Source organism: Gluconacetobacter azotocaptans (assembly GCF_014174355.1).
GTDB classification, from domain to species: Bacteria; Pseudomonadota; Alphaproteobacteria; order Acetobacterales; family Acetobacteraceae; genus Gluconacetobacter; species Gluconacetobacter azotocaptans.
The window spans coordinates 1-18033 of the sequence record NZ_JABEQF010000027.1 but is presented as its reverse complement, the minus strand read 5'-3'; the positions used below and the strand labels follow the sequence as shown (position 1 = coordinate 18033).

15 protein-coding genes and 1 tRNA gene are annotated in these 18033 nt (G+C 62.5%); 10 read left to right on the top strand and 6 right to left on the bottom strand.

Translation table 11 applies throughout. The features are described 5' to 3' along the window. Positions 1-143 precede the first annotated feature (143 nt). The 6 genes from HLH34_RS18455 to HLH34_RS18430 all read left to right on the top strand — a co-directional run bounded on the left by HLH34_RS18455 (position 144) and on the right by HLH34_RS18430 (position 7988). A complete protein-coding gene (locus tag HLH34_RS18455; protein ID WP_183121031.1) occupies positions 144-599 on the top strand; it encodes a hypothetical protein in 456 nt (151 codons plus the stop codon). Further along, entirely contained in the window at positions 596-1906 is a 1311-nt protein-coding gene (locus HLH34_RS18450) for a CgeB family protein (RefSeq protein WP_183121030.1), read from the top strand. Before HLH34_RS18455 ends, HLH34_RS18450 begins: the two co-directional genes overlap by 4 nt. Beyond that, positions 1906-2679, top strand: coding sequence for a glycosyltransferase family 2 protein (locus tag HLH34_RS18445; RefSeq protein ID WP_183121029.1), 774 nt, complete (start codon positions 1906-1908; stop codon positions 2677-2679). Before HLH34_RS18450 ends, HLH34_RS18445 begins: the two co-directional genes overlap by 1 nt. A 62-nt stretch (positions 2680-2741) precedes the next feature. Beyond that, positions 2742-5312, top strand: coding sequence for an FkbM family methyltransferase (locus HLH34_RS18440; protein WP_183121028.1), 2571 nt, complete (start codon positions 2742-2744; stop codon positions 5310-5312). Between the two features lie 26 nt (positions 5313-5338). Next, entirely contained in the window at positions 5339-6964 is a 1626-nt protein-coding gene (locus HLH34_RS18435; RefSeq protein ID WP_183121027.1) for a glycosyltransferase family protein, read from the top strand. Then, complete coding sequence (locus tag HLH34_RS18430) at positions 6957-7988, top strand: hypothetical protein (RefSeq protein WP_183121026.1); 1032 nt, start codon at positions 6957-6959, stop codon at positions 7986-7988. Before HLH34_RS18435 ends, HLH34_RS18430 begins: the two co-directional genes overlap by 8 nt. A gap of 44 nt (positions 7989-8032) precedes the next feature. On the opposite strand, the gene HLH34_RS18425 is transcribed toward HLH34_RS18430, so the two are convergent. Both HLH34_RS18425 and HLH34_RS18420 read right to left on the bottom strand, forming a co-directional pair. Beyond that, positions 8033-9355 carry an acyltransferase family protein gene (locus tag HLH34_RS18425; RefSeq protein WP_220792264.1) on the bottom strand — a complete coding sequence of 441 codons (1323 nt, stop codon included), beginning with the start codon at positions 9353-9355 and terminating at the stop codon, positions 8033-8035. Next, on the bottom strand, positions 9352-9864 hold the full coding sequence (locus HLH34_RS18420; protein ID WP_244960044.1) for a hypothetical protein: 513 nt from the start codon (positions 9862-9864) through the stop codon (positions 9352-9354). The genes HLH34_RS18425 and HLH34_RS18420 overlap by 4 nt, the downstream gene beginning before the upstream one ends. A 283-nt stretch (positions 9865-10147) precedes the next feature. Here HLH34_RS18420 and HLH34_RS18415 point away from each other — a divergent pair, with 283 nt between their 5' ends. Beyond that, the gene (locus tag HLH34_RS18415) at positions 10148-12217 is read left to right on the top strand and encodes a putative bifunctional diguanylate cyclase/phosphodiesterase (protein ID WP_183121024.1); all 2070 of its coding nucleotides are present in this window, start codon (positions 10148-10150) and stop codon (positions 12215-12217) included. 184 nt (positions 12218-12401) lie between these two features. Here HLH34_RS18415 and rpsI read toward each other — a convergent pair whose 3' ends face one another. After that, positions 12402-12902, bottom strand: coding sequence for a 30S ribosomal protein S9 (gene rpsI, locus HLH34_RS18410; RefSeq protein ID WP_183121023.1), 501 nt, complete (start codon positions 12900-12902; stop codon positions 12402-12404). 5 nt (positions 12903-12907) lie between these two features. Then, entirely contained in the window at positions 12908-13390 is a 483-nt protein-coding gene (gene rplM, locus HLH34_RS18405; protein ID WP_183121022.1) for a 50S ribosomal protein L13, read from the bottom strand. Positions 13391-13602: 212 nt separating this feature from the next. Here rplM and HLH34_RS18400 point away from each other — a divergent pair, with 212 nt between their 5' ends. Together HLH34_RS18400 and HLH34_RS18395 are read left to right on the top strand one after the other, a co-directional pair. Further along, the gene (locus HLH34_RS18400; protein WP_183121021.1) at positions 13603-14940 is read left to right on the top strand and encodes a hypothetical protein; all 1338 of its coding nucleotides are present in this window, start codon (positions 13603-13605) and stop codon (positions 14938-14940) included. After that, the gene (locus tag HLH34_RS18395) at positions 14937-15812 is read left to right on the top strand and encodes an NADH-ubiquinone oxidoreductase (RefSeq protein WP_183121020.1); all 876 of its coding nucleotides are present in this window, start codon (positions 14937-14939) and stop codon (positions 15810-15812) included. Before HLH34_RS18400 ends, HLH34_RS18395 begins: the two co-directional genes overlap by 4 nt. Positions 15813-15839: 27 nt before the next feature. On the opposite strand, the gene HLH34_RS18390 is transcribed toward HLH34_RS18395, so the two are convergent. Both HLH34_RS18390 and HLH34_RS18385 read right to left on the bottom strand, forming a co-directional pair. Next, positions 15840-15915: transfer RNA gene (locus tag HLH34_RS18390), tRNA-His, on the bottom strand. Positions 15916-16009: 94 nt separating this feature from the next. Continuing rightward, entirely contained in the window at positions 16010-17176 is a 1167-nt protein-coding gene (locus HLH34_RS18385; protein ID WP_183121019.1) for an aminotransferase, read from the bottom strand. A gap of 215 nt (positions 17177-17391) precedes the next feature. Between HLH34_RS18385 and HLH34_RS18380 the strand changes: the two genes are divergently transcribed. After that, entirely contained in the window at positions 17392-17730 is a 339-nt protein-coding gene (locus HLH34_RS18380; RefSeq protein WP_183121018.1) for a P-II family nitrogen regulator, read from the top strand. The last annotated feature ends 303 nt before the right edge of the window (positions 17731-18033 follow it).

Genomic DNA, 18033 nt, shown 5'->3' with positions numbered 1-18033 from the left:
ACTGCGACCGGCTCTACCGGACCTTCGGCATTCGCCTGCCCTATTGGCGCGACAGCCTCGCCCGCACCGTCTCGGCCCTCGTGGCCGACACCCCCACGCCCTAGAGCGGCCTTACCGACCATCGTCCGCGAAGAGAAATGTCGATGCTCTCCACTTCCCCCGTGCCGCAACCTGCCGATCCGGCCCATATGGAACAGGCACTGGAGAACGAAACGCAACGGCGTATCCAACTCAAACGGCAGATGGAACTGCAACGCCAGGCTTTCTCGGAGGAACTGGAACGCAGGGCGTCGCTGGATCAGCGCCTCACCACTGAGAAGGAGAGCCTGCACGACGCGCTTGCCAGAGCCCATGCCGAAACACACCGATTGGAGTTGGAGCTGGCTGACCGGAAAGACCGGATATCGGCACTGGAACAGGATCTGACCGGTCGCACCGAGCAGATCTCCGCATTGGAATGCAGGATCTTCGTCCTGGAACAGAAGATCGTCGACCTCCGCTCCTCGACCTCCTGGCGCGTGACGGGGCCGCTCCGCCGTCTCGCCCGCCTCCTGCGCCCTGCGGCGCGGCATGCCGTCCGCGGGGAAGGCCGGTCGTGACGACAGGCCGACCCGATCCCGCGCACCGGATGCTGACCAGTCCCGCCTTCCCCCACATCCCGAGCGATCTTCTGGCGCGCGCCGTCTCCAGCCTGGGGAAACTCGCCTATTTCTCGGACGACGATTATTACGGCCTGCACAGGGACATCGTCGACAATGCCGCGGAGCATGCGCTGCTGCATGGCGTGGGCGAGGGGCGGCAACTCTTCCGGAAGGACAGGATCGCCCGCGCCCTTGTCTCGACCACGCCACCGGACAGGGCGTATCCTCCGCAGATCGCCGACGACGACCGGAACCGGCTGGCGGCGCACGGCATCACGATTTACGCCAGTTCCCTGGGCAACGTCTTCATGACCGAGATCGCCCGCGATCTCGCGATGAATATCGGCGAACTGGGCATTCCGACGCGCATTCGCGACGAAACATCCGATCGCGAGGACACGGATGGCATCGCGATCTATGTCGCGCCCCACGAATTCTTCTCGATGGGGCAGGGCCGGACATGGCTGCGGGACCGGAATATCCGCAATGCCTTCATGTACAATACCGAACAGATTCCCAGCCCCTGGTTCACCAGCGCCCTGCCCATGCTCCTGCTGGCCCGAGGCGTTTTCGACATCGCCTATCAACCCGCCTGCCTGTTCGCGCAGGCGGGCATTGCGGCCATGCATTGGGAACCGGGCATGGACGCCCGGCCCGCCCTCCCGGACGAATTCGACCGCATGCATCCGCTGTTCAGGACGTTGCCTCCGGACGCGCGCGACGGGCGGGACGACGCCCGATGGCAGGACCGGCCGATCGATCTATGCTTCTTCGGAACGACCAGCCCCCGGCGGGACGACATCCTGTCCTATCTGGCCGCGCCCTTTTCGCCGTACCGGACCTGCATCCATTATCGCAGGCAGGCCTTGGGACCCATCGGCACACGGTTCGAGGAACGGTCCCTGACCCGCCTGTCCCGCTACATCACGCAGCGGTCGAAAATCAGCCTGAACATCCATCGCGACGAATTCTGCTATTTCGAATGGCATCGCATGGTCTGCCAGGGCATGGCCATGGGCACCGCCGTCGTGACCGACCCCTGCCTGCCGCATCCCCGGTTCCGGCCGGGTGTCCATTATTTCCAGGAAAACGCCAGACATATCCCGAATCTGGTGGATTGGCTCCTGCGCGATCCGGAAGGGCAACGGCAGGCGGCCGAGGTGGCGCACAACGCCCGGGACGCGGCATGCAGCCCGGCCCCGCGCCGCGCCGCCGCCGGCATGGCGGTGAATTTCATGCTGTCCCATCTGCAAGGGGCGTGCTGATGTTCGAAAGAACGACCCCCCGCAACATCGCCTGCGACATCCTGTTCGAGGCGGGCGCGACCCCCACCCCGCCGCGCGACACGATCACCGTCGCCGTAAGCCTTTACAATTACGCGGCCTTTATCGCGGAATGCCTGTCATCGATCGCGGCGCAGACCCACCAGGCCATCGATCTGGTCGTGGTTGACGACCATTCCACGACGGATGCCTCGGTCGCGGTCGCCACGGACTGGATGAAGACGCATCATCACCGCTTCGCCAGGACGACCCTGCTGCGCCACCGCCGGAACCAGGGGCTGGCGGAAACCCGCAACACCGCCATCCTCCATGCGCGGACCGATCCGGTCTTCGTGATGGATGCCGACAACCAGATCTATCCGCGCGCCCTGGCGCGCCTGTACGAATTCGTAGCCCATCGCGACTATGATGCCGCCTACACGCAGTTGGAACTGTTCGGCGAGGCCCGGCGACCGGGCTATGCCGACGTCTGGGACAAGGATATTTTCCGCCACGGCAACCATGTCGACGCCATGGCCCTGGTCTCGCGCGCATCGTGGGCCGAAGTCGGCGGATACACCCATCTCCAGGGTGGATGGGAGGATTATGATTTCTGGTGCAAATTCATCGAGGCTGGCATGACAGGAGCCTATGTGCCCGAAATGCTCTGCCGCTACCGCGTACATGGGACGTCGATGATGCGCACCGAAAGCACCGCATCCGAAGAGCAGATACGCATGCAGATGATCATGCGGCATCCATGGCTGCGGATATAGAGGACATAGAAATGTCGACGATCCGGGACGCGCGCAAAGAACGCCTAAAAGGTTGAAATTCAATGATGGACAATACCAGCATTGCATATTCATATCACGGAGAACGAATAGAGGAATATTTTAAAAACAAAACGGGTAAATTTGAACGGATTTCAAAAATACTTTCGTCCCAAAAAATTTTCTTTGTCTATTTTACAAATCGTTGTGGGTCCACGTTCTTTTGTGCCGAAGCTTCCGCACTTGGCTATTGCGGCGAACCCAACGCGCACCTCAATTACGAATATTTCAATTCGGACGCCGTAATCGAATTCTGCGATGCCGAAAATATCGGTTCCCTATCCGACTACGTGTCGGCTATCGAAAAACGCTATCGCTCTTCGCTCGGGACATTCATGGTCAAGGCCAGCCTCGACCAGTTGGCGTGGCTGTTCCGGGTCGGCATTGCGACGGCCTTTCCTGACAGGATTTTCGTACAATCCGTCCGCCGCGATCTGCTGGAACAATCCGTGTCGATGATGATCGCGCGTCAGACGGGCCGATGGACCTCGCTGCATCCGGACTCGGCCGTCGCACCGGAGCTCGATATCGCTCAGGCCATCGACTTCATGCATTACGTGGCCAAGATCAACGCGGACTCTGATTTATTATTCAATATGCTGGGCATAACTCCTTATCGCATGGTCTATGAGGACATGCTGGCCGCCCCGGTATCGATCCGACGGATGCTTGAGCATTCGACCGGCATAATGGCACGACGGAACGGATGCAGAAGCCTGCCTCTGTCCAGACAGGCTACTGCCTTGAACAAGGCATGGGTCGAACAAATCCGGGTGGCTTTGCTGGAAAAACATTCATTCCCTGTTGGCCTTTCTTCCGTCGATGGTATTCTGCCGAAAATTATCGATCGTGAATCGGTCGCGAATGGTCTTCCAATTGAAGACCGAGAAGTCTCTTTGGCACAACGGAAAGCACAAAGATTGAAAGACATCGACACACGGTACGGGTCCCTCAGAATCCCTGCGGCGGAAGAGGATCTTATCGGTCGTTTTCTGGCACATTACGGGGAATGGGCATGGGACGAAGTCTCGTTCATCGCCTCGGTATTGCCGGATGATGCGCGGATCCTCGATATCGGCGCATGCTTTGGTACATTCGGCCTTGGTGTCTCGATGCTGCGCAAGGTTTCTTACGTCTGTTTCGTAGACGCCAATCCAGCCGTGATCCCCTTCCTTACACATAACGTCACGCACAACGCACTTGCCCCCTATGCAATCAGAGAGCATTTGATGGGCACGGCCGGTATAGAAGTAGCCCCGGCCCATGGTGAGCCGGGTAACATAGGGGCCACGTCCTTTACCCCCGACGTTTCTGCGCAGACCGCGCAACCCACCGCCCCCCCGGTCAAGGAACTGTCCGATCTCTGGCAGGAAGAGGGGCCGTTCGACCTGATCAAGATCGACGCAGAGGGGATGGAACTCAGCATCCTCGACAGCCACGCCCGTCTCCTCTCGCAGGGACAGGTGACGCTCTGGCTGGAATGCAACGAGGACGCGCAGTCTCTGGCACTTTGCGAACGATTGCTGTCGTGGGACATGGAGATTTTCTATTTCGCCTTTCCCAGCCACAATCCGGACAATTTCCGTCAGGCGACTTCGCCGGTCTTTCCCTTCGCCTACGAGGCCGGTCTGTTGGCCGCCCCCCGCCGCCAACCTGTTCTGGGCGAAGAGCTGCGTGCGCATAATTGCGTCCTGCGGTCGATCCGCAGCGTGGCGGAACTGCGCGAAGCGCTCTGGGCCACGCCGCGCTGGGGCATGGCGGAATGGGAAGGCAAGGATGTCACGGCCGTCGCGGCCCTGGCCGGTCATTATATGCGCGCAGAGCAGTTCGAAACCTTCCTTCGGCCGGGCTGGCGTAACGGCGAACTGATCGGAAACAGGATTACCGCCCTGGAAGACTCGGCACGCCACGCGCTGCGCGAGGCTCATGACCAGAACGTGGCGCAGCAGCACGCACTGGACGATCTGTCGGCACGCTGCCAGGATCTGACCGGCCGCCTCGACCGCGAACAGGCTGCCATGATCGAGACCCAGGCGCACGCTCAGGAACTGGCAGCCGGCCTCGCTTTCGAGAAGAACGCGACAGCCACGGCCGAGGCGCGCGCCCAGGAACTGGCGGCCGGGCTCGCCCTGGAACAGGCCGCCAACGTGGCGGCGCGGGCGCGCAATCAGAAGCTCATCGACGAACTTGCACATTATGGACCTGCACTCGCCGCGGCGCAGGCGCAAATCCAGCGCCTTGAAAGGCAACTCGCCGTCACGACCGCGAATATATTCGACCAGATCGCCGAAGCCGGACAACATCTTGAAAGCACTGCGAGCGACGAACTTCGCAACAAGGAAGCGCAACTCGTTCAGATGCAATCTCTGGTCGAACACTATTCCGATCGCGTCATTTTTCTGCAGAATGCGGATCAGCAATTGCAGAAACGGATCCGGGATATCGAGATCAGCACGATCTGGCGTGTGACCTCACCAATGCGGCGGGTCGTCGAAAGACATCCGCTGATCCACAAGGTGGCGCGATCGGGGCGCCGCATCGCGGCGGGAATCCGCAATAAATACTTCAAGGCCTGAGTGACGCGCCAAGCTGGAATCGGACCATGAAAGACGATATCGTATCCTTGGAACATTATTTTGACAGAATATTCTACCTCCGTTCCTATCCCGATGTCGCGGAATCAGGCATCGACCCGTTGGAACATTATTGCACGGCTGGCTGGCGGGAAGGGCGCAACCCCAGTATCGCCTTCGACACGCAATTCTATCTGCAACGGAATCCCGACATCGCCGAAGCGGGGATCAACCCCCTTCATCACTACGTCTTCGCCGGCCGGCACGAGGGGAGAAAGGTCATTCCCCCTCTGCGCGAGATGCGCGCATGCGTCCAGAATGCCTTCCGGGCGAAATTGGACATGGGCCAGGGGCCAGCCATACCGGCCGAGGGCGTCCTGTCCGCGGAGCGTCTGTCGGATCGGCTGAAAGCCGGATTTCTCGACGGGCCGGTCATCCTGTCAGTCAGCCATGACGACTACCGCGAACATGTCGGCGGCGTACAGAAGCTGATTTCGGTCGAGCAGACCGCCTGCGCTGATCTTTCATGGAATTATCTGCATCTGTCGCCTTCCTGCCCCCGACTGGGTTTGGCCAATCATGTCCCGGGGTTGCCGGTCGCCCTCTCCGTTCGCCTGAATGGCGAAAAGCTGGGCAACGTCACGCCGAAGAGCCTGATTGAGGCATTTGTACGTGCCCGGCCAAAGGACCAGCCGGTCCATGCGGTTGTCCATCATTTCATGGGCCATGCGCCGGAAGATATCGCCGATATCGTCGAGGCGATCGGTTACGACCGGATCATTGTCTGGACACATGATTTCTTCACGCTGTGCAGCGGTATCCAACTTCTGCGCAACGACGCCGTCTATTGCCGCGCGCCCGCCCCCGACTCGACGGCCTGCGGAATATGTAGCCATGGCGAGGATCGCCCCGCTTTCCTGGCCCGTATCGGCGCCTTCTTCTCCCGCTTCACGCCCTGCGTCATGGCGCCATCCGAAGCCGCGCTGGCAATCTGGCTGAAGCACAGTTCCTTTCCTCATAGTGCTGCCCTGGCGCGTCCTCTTGGTCGATTGCTGCTCAGCGACTCGCGCATTCCCTTCGAAACGGGCGGCACCGGGCGTCCCATCCGGATCGCCTTTCTCGGCCAGCGCGCCTATCCGAAAGGATGGTCGGTATTCCAGACGCTGGCCCTGCGTTTCAAGAATGATCCGCGATACGAATTCCATCATCTCGGACTCGCCCATTCTGTTCCTGCGGCGGGGCACATCGTCCATACACCCGTCAATATCGCCCGGGACGGAGGCGATGCCATGATCAGGGCCGTCGTTGCCCGAAGCATCGACGTGGTCATCAACTGGTCGCTTTGGCCCGAAACCTTCTGCTACGCGGCCTACGAGGCGCTGGCTGGCGGCGCGTTCCTGCTGGCGCCTGACGGAGAAGGCAATGTTCCTGCCCTCCTGCGCGGGACTGCCTCCGAACAAGGGCTTCTGCTGGACAGCGAAAACGAACTCACGACGCTTCTGAGCACAGGAAAGCTCTCGGATGTTCTAAAACTCTCCAACCGCCGACGCGGCTGTCTCCTGGCGCAGGAGGGTAGCATCGCCTGGTGCCGCGATCAGTTGGCGGACGACATGACCAACCGTTCGGAAATCCGGCTTGAGGTGCAAGATGACTAAGGTACGCTGCTTCACAAGCGCTTCGTTTTCCTATCTCGATCGAGTCCGCGTCCTGGGCGAGACGCTGCATCGCCATCATCCGGACTGGGAGTTCACCTTCTGCCTGTCGGACATCGAACCCGAAGGGTTCGTCTTCAATCTGGACGAGGAACCGATAGACGCCCTCGTCCGCATCGAGGAACTCGGGATTCCCAATCTCGATTCATGGATGTTCGAGCACGATATCGTGGAGCTCTGCACCGCCGTAAAGGGAAAAATGCTGTGTCGTCTTCTGGAGCAGGGTGCCGCGAAGGTCGTCTATATCGATCCGGACATCGCGATTTTCGCGGATCTGACGGATATCGAGCGGGCGCTGGATACCCATGACGTCATCCTGACCCCGCATCAGCTACAGCCGGATACCAACGAGACCACCATCCGGGATAACGAAATTGGCTCGCTGAAATTCGGTATTTATAATCTGGGCTTCGTCGCGGTGTCGGGGCGCCCGGAAGGTCGACGTTTCGCCAGATGGTGGCGTGACCGGCTGCTGTCCTTCTGCTTCGACGACGTTCCCAACGGATTGTTTACCGATCAAAAATGGTGCGATCACGTGCCGGCATTTTTTGAAAATGTACTGATCCTGCGCGACCCAGGCTATAACGTCGCCAGTTGGAACCTTAGTCAGCGTCCGATTACAATCGATTCCGACGGTATAATTCGTGCGGCGGAAAGCATCCTGCGCTTCTTTCACTTCACCAAGGTGACATGGGCCGGTGAAATCATGCTGGAGCGCTATTGCGGCAACCGTATCGAAGTCTTCGAACTGATGTACTGGTACCGGGCCCAGTTGGCCCGCAAGGCGCCGAAGGGACTGCCCGAACGCTGGTGGGCCTTCGCCCATTACGAAAGCGGCAACCTGATCCCCAGCCGGCACAGGCTCGCGTACCGGCAGGATAGAAATCTACGGCGACAATTTCCCAACCCCTTCTCCAGCGGCATGAACTCTTTCGAACAATTCATGAAGGAACGGGAAATGCTCTGATATCCGGCCCGTCTTCCTGCTACTCCGCTTGATGGACTGCGATCCTATAGGCCGGGCGTCCTGGCTGCGTCGGCGGACAGCCGGCGCGCAAATCTCTGAGTTATCGGCCTTTCAAAAAAATGCCATGACGCGGAGGCAAATACGATGGTCAAGATAAGTATCGCCGGCAACGCCTGGGGACCGGAAAGCCAGCCCAGTTTCTTGAATGCCTCGATAATGGAGAGATGCCACAAATATATCCCGTAGGATATCGTGCCCAGATATCTAAGCGGCGCCGAAATCAGTATCAGGGATTTCTGATTAAAAGAACACGCCGACATGACAAGAAGACCGCATGTGATGCAAAAAAGCGTCTTGTAGCCCACCACCATCCATGCCGAATCCCAATATGCTGCGTTATGCCAGTATATTAGAAACGATATCGTACCCATCATCAGGGTTGCGGCAGGAAAAGCCCATAGCCGCATAGGGTTGCTTGCGATAAAGCTGGCCCCTGTCTTTGTACGCACAAATCGCGCCAGCAGGATCCCACACGCAAATTCATCCAGCATTCCCGGCAATTCAGTCGCATAGGCGAAACGGGGAAATACCCCGAGGGGGCCGGAGATATCTGTCATACGATAGATGAAGAACCGCCATGTCCAGGCAATCGCAACGGCGCCCACCCCGATGACCCAAGGCGGGCATTGGCGCAGCCAGAAGGCCGTCAGCATTATCAGAATATAGAACTGCACCTCGTCACCCAGAGACCAATTGACGCCATTTATTCCACCCTGATGCATTAAAAAGAAATTATGAATGAATAAAATGTGCGTAGCGAATTGTTTCCACCCGTCCAAACTGAAAAACATGAATGGGTATATGTAAACCACAAAGACCAAGCATGTCGCATAATGCAGCGGAACGATGCGTAACGCCCTGTGCCGTGCGAAATGTGCAAGGAATTTTCTTGTATCCGCTGTCTTATCGAGGGTACCGAACGCCGAAAGGCTGATCACAAACCCTGAAATCACAAAGAAAAGATCGACACCCATCCAGCCCGTGCGAAACCACACCAGGGGGCCGGACGTCGGAAATCCGGTCCAGTTGAAATGCATGATCACATGATAGACGACAACGCTTATAGCCGCGAAGCCGCGCAGCACGTCGATAAATGGAAATAACATGGGACGCGGTGCCCCTCCCCGCCAGGAATATCCCGCTACGTTCCATGTCGCACTTTTTTTTTCAATAGGAACTGGTATATCTGGGTCAGCCATTCGATCGGCGCGCAGCGGGAACATTTGGTGATTCGGAAACCGATCAGTTGATCCATGATCGGAGTCCGGAGCAGGGGCAGGGCCCACCGCAGGAATGGCCCTGCTCATTCGGGAATATTTTTTTCCTTTCTCTGGACTTCGGTCGAAATGCTTAGTTTTTGATAAATTCCCAGGGCAATAACAATAAACGTCGCACAAAATACAAGAATCGCCGGATAAATAATTTTTTCCGGATATTTTCCACTGGCCTCGAAAACGCCGACAAGGCCCTCTATGAATATTGCTATTATTATGGTTGTTATGAATTTTGTCAGGCTCATCCGTGCTTCTGAAAGGGTTTTCTTGCTTCGGGTGTGGATGACTTCTTCTTCCACAAAGAATTTCGCAACGTCGAACACGGCAATGGCGATGACGACGTAGCTCACGGCCTGTAGAACCGCGTCGCGTCCCTGGTCTCGCGACAGGCCGACGGAGGCGATCAGGTCGAGCAATCCGTAGGCGATCAAGGCCAACGACAGCATCATGAGAATTATGCTGGCACAAGCGAATGTCAGGCGAGAGAGGGTACTCATCTTGTCGATCACGGTCGCTCCGGGTCCGGTTTTGCGCCCTGTCATGGGCGACATGCACCCCTAGCACCCGACCGACCCCAGAGTTCCGGCGACCATCCGGCATGCGTCCTTATGCGTGTATCGGGGGCCCGCATGCATACCGATTGGATGCCTCGCCCCCCCTGTCCCCGGCATCCGATCCGTGACTTTCGTGGTGGGAATGCGTAACAGTTCCCTGCGTGACGCTCTATTTCTCTCGCGACTGGTCTTCCGCCATGCCATTTCAGGCATCCAACCCCCCGTTTGAGGCAATATACATGCCCATCCGCCGATGGTACGACGCGCACCGATGACCCCGGATCTGATCCACGTACACAATCTGTGGTTGATATTCGTCGCCGTCCTGGTTTGCGCAAACGGGTCATGGACGTCGATCAGCCTGTTCGACCGCGCCATCGGCGCGATCGGAACCCGCCAGACGGGATGGCAGGTCCTGACCGCCATCGCGGCGGGCACCACCGTGTGGTGCACGCATTTCATCGCCATCATCGCCTTCAATCCGGGCGAGCCGGTCAGCATCGACCCCGGCATGACGATGCTGTCGCTGGTCCTGGCGATGCTGGGGGCGGGGCTGGGCTTCGCCGTCGCCATGATCAGGTGGAAATGGTGCATGCCGCTGATGGGCGGGGTCGGCATGGGGCTGGCGATCGCGGGGATGCATTATACCGGGATGCGGGCCTACCTGGCCCATGACGTGGTAAGCTGGAACCTGGTCCAGGTGGCCGCCTCCGTCATCCTGACGATGCTTCTCAGCGCCGCCGCCCTGCATTTCGCGGTGCGTCGCGCCGAAGCCGCCGACCGGCTGATCGCCAGCGTCCTGATCTGCCTGGCGCTTGTCGGGCTGCATTTCACCAGCGTCAGCGCCCTGCGCATCGCCCCCCCGCCGGTTCCGGGAACCTTCATCTATCCCGTCACCATCCAGGCGATGGCGATCGCGGTCGCGATCGGCGCCATCGGCATTTTCGCCACCATCCTGGCCTGCAACCAGATCGACGAGACCACCCGAGAGGAAGCCTACAACAAGATTCTGCACATGGCCCTGAACGACAGCCTGACCCAGTTACCCAACCGGGAAAGCTTCAACCAGCGCCTGGACAGCGAGATCGCGCATGCCGACGCCCAGGGCGCCAGGATCGCGCTGGTCGTCTTCGACCTCGACCGGTTCAAGGCCATCAACGACCTCTGGGGTCACACCGCCGGCGACGAAGCCCTGCGCCTGCTTGCGGACCGCATGCGCGCCACCCTGCGCCAGGACGAATTCATCGCGCGGGTCGGCGGGGACGAATTCGCCGCGATCTACCGGATCGAGAGGGAGAACGACCTGGCCGATTTCCTGTCGCGGATCGCGACAGTGCTGAAACGGCCGATCCGGATGGGAGACCGCGACGTGCTGGGGGGCGGCAGCATCGGCGTCGCATTCTATCCCGACAATGCCGCCGACAAGCAAGGCCTGGTCAACAATGCCGACCTGGCCATGTATCGGGCGAAGAAGAGCGCGGCCGAGAAGATCTGCTTCTATGACGAAGCCATGGACGAAACCATCCGGACCCGTACGGTCCTGACGGCCGAATTGCAGGCCGCCCTGGAAAAAGGCCAGTTCGAACTGCATTACCAGGTCCAGACGTCGGTCCTGACCGGCGAGATCACGGGGTACGAGGCCCTGCTGCGCTGGCGGCATCCTCAACGCGGGGTGATCCTGCCGTCGGAGTTCATCCCGCTGGCCGAGGAGAGCGGCTTTATCGGCCGACTGGGGGAATGGGTCCTGCGTACGGCCTGCCAGGAAGCCACGACGTGGAAGCCGCCGTACAAGGTCTCGGTCAATCTTTCACCCGTCCAGTTCGCCTATCCCGACCTGTCGGGGCTGGTCGCGGCGGTCCTCCGGCAGACGGGGCTGGACCCGGCACGGCTGGAACTGGAACTGACGGAATCGACGATCATCACGGACAAGGCCCGCGCGCTGGCGATCGTAAATCAGATCAAGGCGCTTGGCGTCACCATCGCGCTGGACGATTTCGGCACCGGCTATTCGTCGCTGGATACGTTGCGGTCGTTTCCGTTCGATCGGATCAAGCTCGACCGCTCGTTCATGCAGGATTTCGAGTCCAGTCCGCGGGTCAAGGCCATCGTACGGGCGGTACTGGCCCTGGGCAAGAGTCTGGAGATCCCGATCCTGGCCGAAGGAATCGAGACACCGGGCCAACTGCTGCTGCTGGGCGAGGAAGGGTGCGATCATGCGCAGGGGTTCTTCCTCGGCCGCCCCGCCACGGTGTTCGACATCGTAGACAGCGGCCAGATCATGCGGGCCGCCTCGCTCGACCCTTCCCGGAGAGCGGACCTGCCGCACGTCGTCGTGGAATAGGCCGTCCCGCGAAGGCAAGGGCCGAGGGCCTTGCTTGGTTCGGGCAGCGCCCGGCCTGCTTGGCACCACGCATAGAAAACGGGCCGGGACGATACCCCCACCGCCATTGCGGAAGGGTATCGCCCCGGCCCGTTTTCCAACCCGGGTGGTGGAGCATGTCCACCACCCCGGCCGGGGGATGCGATCAGCGCTTGCTGAACTGGAAGGACCGGCGGGCCTTGGCGCGACCGTACTTCTTGCGCTCGACAACGCGCGGGTCACGGGTCAGGAAGCCGGCGGCCTTCAGGATGCCGCGCAGCGTGGGCTCGTAATGCGTCAGCGCGCGGCTGATGCCGTGGCGGACCGCGCCGGCCTGGCCGGACAGACCACCGCCCGTCACCGTGCAGTAGACGTCGAACTGGTTGTAGCGATCGGCAACCAGGAAGGGCTGCGTGATCAGCATGCGCAGGACGGGACGCGCGAAATAGGTCCCGACCGCACGGCCGTTCACGGTGATGTCGCCCTTGCCCGGCTTGATCCAGACGCGGGCCACGGCGTCCTTGCGGCGACCGGTGGCATAGGAACGGCCCTGCGCATCGCGCTTGGGCTCGTAGACCGGAGCCTCCTGCCCGACGGCGATCTGGCCGGACGCGACGACTTCCTTCAGGTCGGCCAGCGTGCCCGTGCGCTCTTGGGTTTCAGACATGATGCTCAGGCCCCGATCTTCTGGGAGTTGATGGCGTTCTTGCGGTTCAGCGCGGCGACGTCCAGCGTCTTGGGCTGCTGGCCGGCATGCGGATGCGCGTCACCCGCATAGACGTACAGATGCTTCATCTGGGCGCGCTGCAGCGGGCCGCGGGTGATCATCCGTTCCACCGCCTTGGTCACGACCTCGCCGGGGTTCTTGCCCTCCAGACGCTGGGTGATCGTGCGCTCCTTGATTCCACCCGGATAGCCGGTGTGGTAATGGAAGAGCTTCTGCCCGACCTTGTTGCCGGTCAGGCGGATCTTCTCGGCATTGATCACGACGATGTTGTCGCCGCAATCGACATGCGGGGTGAACTGCGGCTTGTGCTTGCCGCGCAGGCGCTGGGCGATGATGGCCGCGAGACGGCCCAGAACGAGGCCTTCGGCATCGATCAGGATCCAGTCCCGTGTCACCTCCGCGGGCTTCAGCGAGAGAGTGGTCTTCATCTGTATGTGTTCCGTCTGATAATAGGAGCGGTAACGGGTGGCGCGTTATCGTCGCCCGCACCCATCCCGTCAAGATCAAAACGGGTTTTTGCGCCGATTTTTCGGGGAACTCGGCAACGGTATCCCGATACCACAGCATGCCGTCACCGGACGTTGCCCGCCGGGCGGGGAATGATGTAGCTGTCGCACAGGCCATTACGGATGACCCGCACGTGAAAAAACTTTCCTCCGCCCTGATGCTGCTTCTGATCATCGTGATCGTGGGGGGGCTGGGGCTGCGTCATTTCGCCCGGCAGCGGCTGGAATCCGCGGTCGCGGACCTGCGCGCCGCCATCGGGCCGGATGCCAGCCTGACCTATGCGACCGCGACGCCGCGGCTGCTGGCGCGGGGTGCGCTCTTTACCTCGGTCACCTATCGCAACCCGCAACTGACGGTGACGGCGGCCGATGCGGTCATCGGCCGGGTGACGGGCAACGCCCTGGGCGGCCAGCGGATCGGCCGGGTGACGCTGCACGGCGTGCAGATCATGGAACCCGGGGCCACGGCGTCGATCGCGCTGCTGGTGCTGGACGGGCTGGTGCTGCCCAATGCCGGCCCGCTGTCCGCCGAGCAGCCCGCCCCGCCGCGCCTCGATTCCATCCTGCTCGATGCCGGGCGGGTCGAAGGGCTGCACATCGCCGTGCCGGCCACCCAGACCGACCTGACGGTCGCCCGGGCCGCGGTCCGGCAGTTCGGGCTGGGGCGGTCGTCGCATCTGGACCTCGACACCCTGGCGGCGCAGATCAACCTGACGCCGGGGCGGCATATCGCCATCGGTCACCTGCGGGTCGACGGGCCGGATTTCGCCGGGCAGATCGCCAGCGTGCTGCAATCGGGGCACATGATCCACGAAATCGGCCGTCGCCATATCGACGCCTCGGCGGTGGCGATCGATGCGACCGGGCCGTTGCTGCGGGTGGAGCATCTGGCAGTGGAACATGACGCGACCGCGACCCGCGACGAGCTGGACAGCACCATTACCGGCCTCACCCTCTGGCCGGCGCAGGGCCAGTCCCTGCTGCGCATGATCGGGTATGACCGTTTCGACGGCGACGTGCATGCGATCGCCACCGTCGACCGGCAGAACGGGCGGCTGCAATTCCATCCGCTGGTCATCGACGCCCCCGCCATGGGCCGCATGAGCATCATGGCCGATCTGGACCAGATTCCGGTCGATGACCCGATGACCCTGGCCGAGACGGCGCGAATCGTGTCGGCCACCATCGACTGGCGGGACCGGTCGCTGGCCGGCCATGTGCTGGACGGCCTGGCCCGCGCGCGGCAGATGGCGCCGGACGCCTATCGCCAGCAGGTGTTCACCGACCTGGCGGCCTCGCCGGACGGGTCGATGCAGGCGCTGGGCCGTTTCCTGCAATCGCCCGGCCATCCGGTGCAGATCCTGCTGCGCCCGCCCCAGCCGCTGAACGTGGCGATGCTGAGCGTGGCCCTGGCGATGGCGGGCGACCCGTCCACCGCCGGCCTGCTGGGCCTGACGATCTCCAGCCCGTGAGCGCAACGCCGCCCGGCGCGCCGGGGCCGGTCCATGTCGTCGGCGCGTCGGGGCGGTCGGGCGCGGCCCTGTGCCGGGCCCTGCTGGACCGGGGCACGGTGGCAGTGCCGGTGGTGCGCGACGCCGCGCGCTGGCGGGCGACGGGCCTGCCCGGCGCGGCGCGTCTGGCCGACCTGACCGGCCCCACCACCGTGCTGGCCGACGCGCTGGCCGGCGCCACGCGGGTGGCCAGCACCGCCCACGCCCGTCACGTCCCCGCCCTGCTGGCCGCCATGCCGGCGGGCGCCACGCTGGTGTGCCTGGGCAGCACGCGCAAATTCACCCGCTGGCCCGACGCCCACGGCAATGGGGTGCTGGCGGGCGAAGCCGCACTGCTGTCCTCCGCCCGGAACGGCGCGATCCTGCATCCCACGATGATCTATGGCGCGCAGGGCGAAAACAATGTCCAGCGTCTGGCGGCGCTGATGCGCCGCCTGCCGGTCATCCCGTTGCCGCAGGGCGGCCGGTCGCTGGTGCAGCCGATCCATCAGGACGATGTGACGCGCAGCCTTCTGGCGGCGCTGGAACGCCCGTGGACGGGGCCGCATGCGCTGGTGATCGCCGGGGGAACGGCGCTGCCTTATCGGGATTTCGCGGCGATGGTGGCGCGCCGGGCCGGCCTGCGGCCCCGCGTCGTCCTGCCCGTGCCGATGTGGGCGATGCGGCTGGCGGCGCTGGCGACGGGCCCGGTCCCCGGCCTGCCCACGGTCGGGGCGGCCGAAATCCGACGCCTGCTGGAAGACAAGGCGTTCGACACCGGACCGATGCAACGGGAATTGGGCCTGACGCCCATGACACTGGAAGAGGGGCTGTCCCGCCTCTTTCCGATCTGAAGAATTTCCGGTTTTCCGGAAATCCGCTGGGGCGAACGACGGGGCTCGAACCCGCGACATCCAAGACCACAACCTGGCGCTCTACCAGCTGAGCTACGTCCGCCACAGCGGGCTGTGATGTAGACAAGCTCGTCCGGCGCGTCAATCGCCCATGACGCGCCGCCGGGCGAAAAAAGATCCCGCACCGGTCGAAATGCCTAAAGAGTGCGCACGCCGGCCTGGATCCGGGCCACGGCCTCGGCCAGCACCTCCTTCTTCTTGCAGAAGGCGAAGCGGACCAGGTGCCGGGGGGCGTCCGGCGTGTCGTAGAAGGCCGAAACCGGAATCGCCGCCACCCGGCACCGTTCCGTCAGGGCGCGGCAGAACGCGACATCGTCGCCCGCAAAGCCGGTGGGGCGAATGTCGGCGATGACGAAATAGCTGCCGTCGCAGGGCAGGATGTCGAACCCCGCCGCCCGCAGCCCCTCGGACAGCTGGTCGCGCCGGTCCTGCATGTCCGCCGCCAGGGTGGTGAAATAATCGGTGTCCTTGTCCAGCCCCACGGCGACGGCCCGCTGCAGGTTGGGCGCGGTGGTGAAGGTCAGAAGCTGGTGCGCCTTGGCCACGCAGGCGGCGATGGCGGCCGGCGCCGTGACGTAGCCGACCTTCCAGCCGGTCAGCGAAAAGCTCTTGCCCGCGCTGCCGATCCGCACGCAGCGTTCGCGCATGCCCGGCAGGGCCATCAGGGGCAGGTGCCGCGCATTGCCGAAGGTCAGGTGTTCGTACACCTCGTCGCAGATCGCATAGGCGTCGTGGCGCGCCAGCAGGTCGGCGATGAAGGCCAGTTCGTCGGGGCGGAACACCTTGCCCGTCGGATTCATCGGGGAATTGAGCAGGATGGCCTTGGTCCGGGGGCCGAACGCGGCCTCCAGCGCCGCACGCGGCAGGGACCAGTCGGGCGGGGTCAGGCGTACCGGCCTTGCCACGGCGCCCAGCGCCCGCACCACCGGCAGGTAGGTGTCATAAAGCGGTTCCAGCACCACGACTTCGTCGCCGGGATCGACGATCGCCATCAGCGACGCGGTGATGGCTTCGGTCGCGCCCGAGGTCACCACGATTTCGGTCGCCGGGTCGACCTCGATCCCGTAGAAGCGCGCGTTCGACCGCGCCACCGCCGCGCGCAGCTCCGGCACGCCGGTCAGCGGCGGGTACTGGTTGCGCCCGTCGCGCAGGGCGGCGGCCGCGGCCTCGATCAGGTCGGCCGGGCCTTCGGTGTCCGGAAAACCCTGGCCCAGGTTGATGGCGTCATACTGGACCGCCAGCGCCGACATCACCGTGAAGATCGTCGTCGGCAGGCCGGACAGCATCGTATTCAGCGATTTCATGATCGTCCTCTTGGCACAGGGGTGCCGTTCATCCCTATCGGACGGCAGATGTGCGGAAAATGCCGGCTTTTTGCAATCCGATCCGATTGCCCGAAAGCGCGACCCGTGCAACGGTGAGGCCTGGCGGCCCCCGATGTCGCGGGAGCGGGCGGGCCGGCCGGGCTTGCGCAACGCGGTCCCGCGCGCCGGGACCGACCAGGATATGACGGCGTGGCATGAAAAAGATCGAGGCCATCATCAAACCCTTCAAGCTGGACGAGGTGAAGGACGCCCTTCACGATATCGGGCTGATGGGCATCACCGTGACCGAGGCCAAGGGGTTCGGCCGGCAAAAGGGCCATACCGAACTTTACCGCGGTGCCGAGTACATCGTGGACTTCCTGCCGAAGGTGAAGCTGGAGATCGTCTGTTCGGACGATCTGGTCGACCGCGCGGTCGAGACCATCATGGCCGCCGCGCGCACCGGACGCATCGGCGACGGCAAGATCTTCATCCTGCCGGTGGAAAGCGTCATCCGGATTCGCACCGGCGAACGGGGGGAGGAGGCGATCTGACGTCCTTCCTGCCCGACAGCACTATCCCTTCCCTTTCCCGCCCGCCGAAGGCCGGCGCCCCCCACGGGGCCGGGCCTGTCGTCGGCGGCCGGGCGCGTGGCCCGTCGTCCCGGACAGGGCGGCGGCGCCCTTGTTTCCCCACCGTTCCACTGCCGTGCCGTGCGGCACCATCAGAAAGCAGGTAAATCAGAGATGGCGAAAAAAGCCCCGACCCCGGCCCCAGCGGCCCCCCCTTCCCCCGACGCGGCGTCTGTCGCGAAGGTGTTCAGCCTGATCCAGGAACACTCGGTGGAACTGGTGGAC